Raw genomic sequence first — 3,519 nt, forward strand, 5'->3', positions numbered from 1 at the left:
GTCGATGACGAGCTATTGTCCGGTGCCCGGGGTCGGGCCGCGGACGCCGGCGGACCGCGGCTACCAGGGCGGGTTCGCGGCGGCGCTGATGCTCAAGGACCTGAAGCTCGCGGTCGAGGCGGCGCAGGGCGCGAACGCCAGCGTGCCGATGGGCTCGGCCGCCGGCGCGCTGTACCAGGCGATGGCAAACGCCGGCGATGGCGACCTCGACTTCTCGGCCGTTATCGGGCTGCTCAATGGCAGCTCGCGGCGCGGCGCAGCCTAGCGGTTGCACGCCGGAACCCAGATTTCGGTTGTGGAGTTCGACGGAAGCGCCATTGCAAGGACATGATCCGAACAATGCCTGACCTCGACCGCATCCGCCACGAGTGCAAGCGGATGGTAACGACCCGCTCGCTGGCCGCGGCGGGGGCGGCGCTGGTGCCGGTGCCGGGGATCGACCTTGCCGCCGATGTCGGCCTGCTCGCGACCATGTTGCCCAGGATCAGCGCCGCATTCGAGCTGGACCATGACAGCGTTGCGAAGCTGGATCCCAACACCGCGCAGCGCGTCTTCGTCCTCGCCGCCGGCCTGGGCAACAACCTGATCGGCCGGATGATCACCCGCAAGCTCGCGCTCGCCCTGCTGCGTCGGGTGGGCGTGCGGCTCGCCTCGGCATCGGTGGCGCGGCTGGTGCCGATCGTCGGCCAGGCGATCGGCGCGTCGATCGGCTTTGGCGCGATGAAGCTGGCCGGCGACGCTCATGTCGAGGATTGCTATCGCACCGCGCGAGCGCTGCTGGAGCCGGCGTGAGCGGTCGCGCCATCGCCTGCCCCAGCTGCGGCGCGGTCCAGCACCTGCCGCTGCTCGCATCCGGCGAGGCGGCGCGGTGCGTGCGCTGCGACAGCATCCTCGAACGCAGCCGCGGCACCAGCGTGGGCGGGGCGGCGGCGCTGGCGATCGCGACCTTCGTGCTGCTGATCCCCGCTAACCTCCTGCCGCTGTACCGGGTGGAGCTGCTGGCGGGATCGCGGGCGAGCCATGTCACCTCGGGCGTCCATGCCTTCTGGGCGCAGCATTGGCCGCTGCCGGCGATCGCGATGCTGGTGTTCGTGCTGATCCTGCCGCTGCTCCGCTTCGCGCTGCTGGGGCTCGTGCTGGGCGCGGTGCATCTGGGCCGCGCGTCGCCGCGGCTCGGCCCCTCGTTCCGGGTGGCGCAAACGCTGGGCGTGTGGGCGATGCCGGAGGTGATGCTGCTCGGCATCTATGTCGCCTATGGGCGGCTGACGGCGCTGTTCGACCTCAAGGTCGGGGAGGGTGCGCTGTTCATGGCGGCGGCGACGGTCGGCGCGCTGCTGACCCGCGCGGCGATCGACGAGGCGACGGTGTGGCGCGCGATCATGCCGGAGCCTGCCGTACCGGCTGGGCCGACCCTGTCGTGCCAGGCGTGCCTGCTGGTGCTGCCGCTCGCCGCGTCGGGGGGAGACTGCCCGCGCTGCAACGCCCGGCTGGAGCCGCGCAAGACCAACAGCCTTGCCCTCACCACCGCGCTGATTGGCACTGGGCTGGTCCTCTATCTCCCGGCCAACCTGCTGCCGATGGCGTTGACCATCAAGCTGGCCACCGCCTCCTCCTATACCGTGTTCGGCGGCGTCATCGAGCTTGCCGATGCGGGGCTGTGGGGACTGGCGGCGCTGGTCTTCACCGCCAGCTTCGCGATCCCGCTGCTGAAGCTCACCGGCATGGTGTGGCTGTTATGGTCGGTCCATACCGGTTCGACCCGCGCGTTGAAGCTCAAGACCAGGCTGCACCACGCCATTCACGAGATCGGGCGCTGGTCGATGGTCGATGTGCTGGCGATCGGAACCTTCGTGCCGTTGATGCAGTTCGACCAGTTGGCCAATGCTCAGGCGATGCCGGGCATGGTCGCGTTCCTGGGGGTCGTGATCGCGACGATGTTCTCCACCCATAGTTTCGACACGCGTCTGCTGTGGGACGCGCTTGACCGCCGTTCTTCCACGATGAGGCCGCTCCCCGCATGACCGACACCGACCTGCCCCATGCCGAGCGTACCGAGGCGCGGGTCAGCCGCGGACGCTGGCCGGGGCTGGTCTGGGCACTGCCGCTGGCGGCGCTGCTGATCGCGGGCTGGCTGGGACTGAGCGCGCTCACCAACCGCGGCGTGTCGGTGGAGCTGATCGTGCCGAACGCGCAAGGCGTGCGCACCGGCGACACCCATGTCGACTATAACGGCCTGGAGATCGGCGAGGTGTCCGGCATCGCGCTGGCGGAGGACGGCCACAACATCGTCCTGACGCTGCGGATCGACCATTCCAGGAAGGACCTGTTTCGCACCGGCTCGAAGCTGTGGGTGGTGGGCTCCAACCCCAGCTTCACCAACATCGCCTCGCTGCGCGCCGCCGTCGCCGGGCCGAGCATCGGCGTCCAGCCGGGGCCGGGCGAGCCCGCCTATCGCTTCACCGCGGTGCGCGACGCGCCGATCGTGGAGAGCGGCGCGCAGGGTCGCCGCTTCCGCCTGGTCGCGCCCGATCTGGTGTCGATCACGCCCGGCACATCGGTCTATACCCATGGCGTCCAGGTCGGCACCGTGACCGCGATCCAGCCGACCGGCACGCAGGGCTTTGCCGCCGACATCTTCGTGCGCGAGCCGTTCGTGAAGCTCGTCACCCGGTCGAGCCACTTCTGGGACGCCGCCGCCTTTCAGCTGAGCCGCACCGCCGGTGGACTTCAGGCACGGCTGACCTCGCCGGCGATCGCGGCGCTGGGCGGTGTCGACTTCGAGACACCGGCGCTGGCGGCGGATCGCAGCCAGGCACCGGCAGGCACGACCTTCTCGCTCTATCCCGACGCTGGCTCCGCCGACGCGGCACCGGCCGGGCCGGAAACGCTGTACCAGGTGGCGCTGTCGGGCGATCTCGGCGGGCTGCTACCGGGGGCACCGGTGCAGATGAGCGGGTTCACCGTCGGCCGCGTGGTCGAGACGCGCTTCCTCTTCGACGCCGCGGCGGGCGCGATCCGCACGCCGGTGACGATCGCGCTTGACGGCACCCGGTTGCGGGTACCGCCGACCCGCGCCGGGGTCGACGATCTGGTCACGCGTATGGCGGCGCACGGCCTGCGCGTGAAGCTGACCCAGTCGCCGCCGGTGATCGGCAGCTATCAGGTCGTGCTCGACCCGCATGGCGGCGGCCCGGCGGCGCTGCGGCAGGGCTCGCCCTATCCATGGCTGCCGGCCGCTGGCAGCGGCGGCGACACGCTCGGCAAGGTCGACAGCATCCTCGGCAAGGTCGACGCGCTGCCGATCGCGCAGATCGGTGCCAACCTGCGCGCGCTAACCGCCAATCTCAGCGGCATCACCGGCTCGCCGCAGCTCAGGGACAGCCTCAACCATCTCGACAGCACGCTGGTCACGCTCGACCGCACCGCCAAGGCGGACGCGCCCAAGATCGGCCCGCTGATCGACTCGCTGCAACAGACCGCCGACCAGGCGCAGGCGGCGGCGGCGGCGGCGAGCCGTAC

The 3,519-nt window shown here is 70.7% G+C and carries 4 protein-coding genes; all 4 read left to right on the forward strand.

Annotation, left to right across the window (positions count from 1 at the left end; genetic code table 11):
* Positions 1-265, forward strand: a 265-nt coding sequence (locus tag HUU96_RS13270; RefSeq protein WP_174293234.1) for an NAD-binding protein, incomplete at its 5' end; no start/stop codon positions are given.
* A 74-nt stretch (positions 266-339) separates the two neighbouring features.
* The gene (locus HUU96_RS13275; RefSeq protein WP_174293235.1) at positions 340-792 is read left to right on the forward strand and encodes a hypothetical protein; all 453 of its coding nucleotides are present in this window, start codon (positions 340-342) and stop codon (positions 790-792) included.
* Entirely contained in the window at positions 789-2,021 is a 1,233-nt protein-coding gene (locus tag HUU96_RS13280; protein ID WP_174293236.1) for a paraquat-inducible protein A, read from the forward strand. The genes HUU96_RS13275 and HUU96_RS13280 overlap by 4 nt, the downstream gene beginning before the upstream one ends.
* The coding region (locus HUU96_RS13285; RefSeq protein ID WP_174293237.1) for an MlaD family protein at positions 2,018-3,519 on the forward strand (1,502 nt) is incomplete at its 3' end. The genes HUU96_RS13280 and HUU96_RS13285, both read left to right, overlap by 4 nt.

Source organism: Sphingomonas bacterium (assembly GCF_903644135.1).
Lineage (GTDB): Bacteria > Pseudomonadota > Alphaproteobacteria > Sphingomonadales > Sphingomonadaceae > Sphingomonas.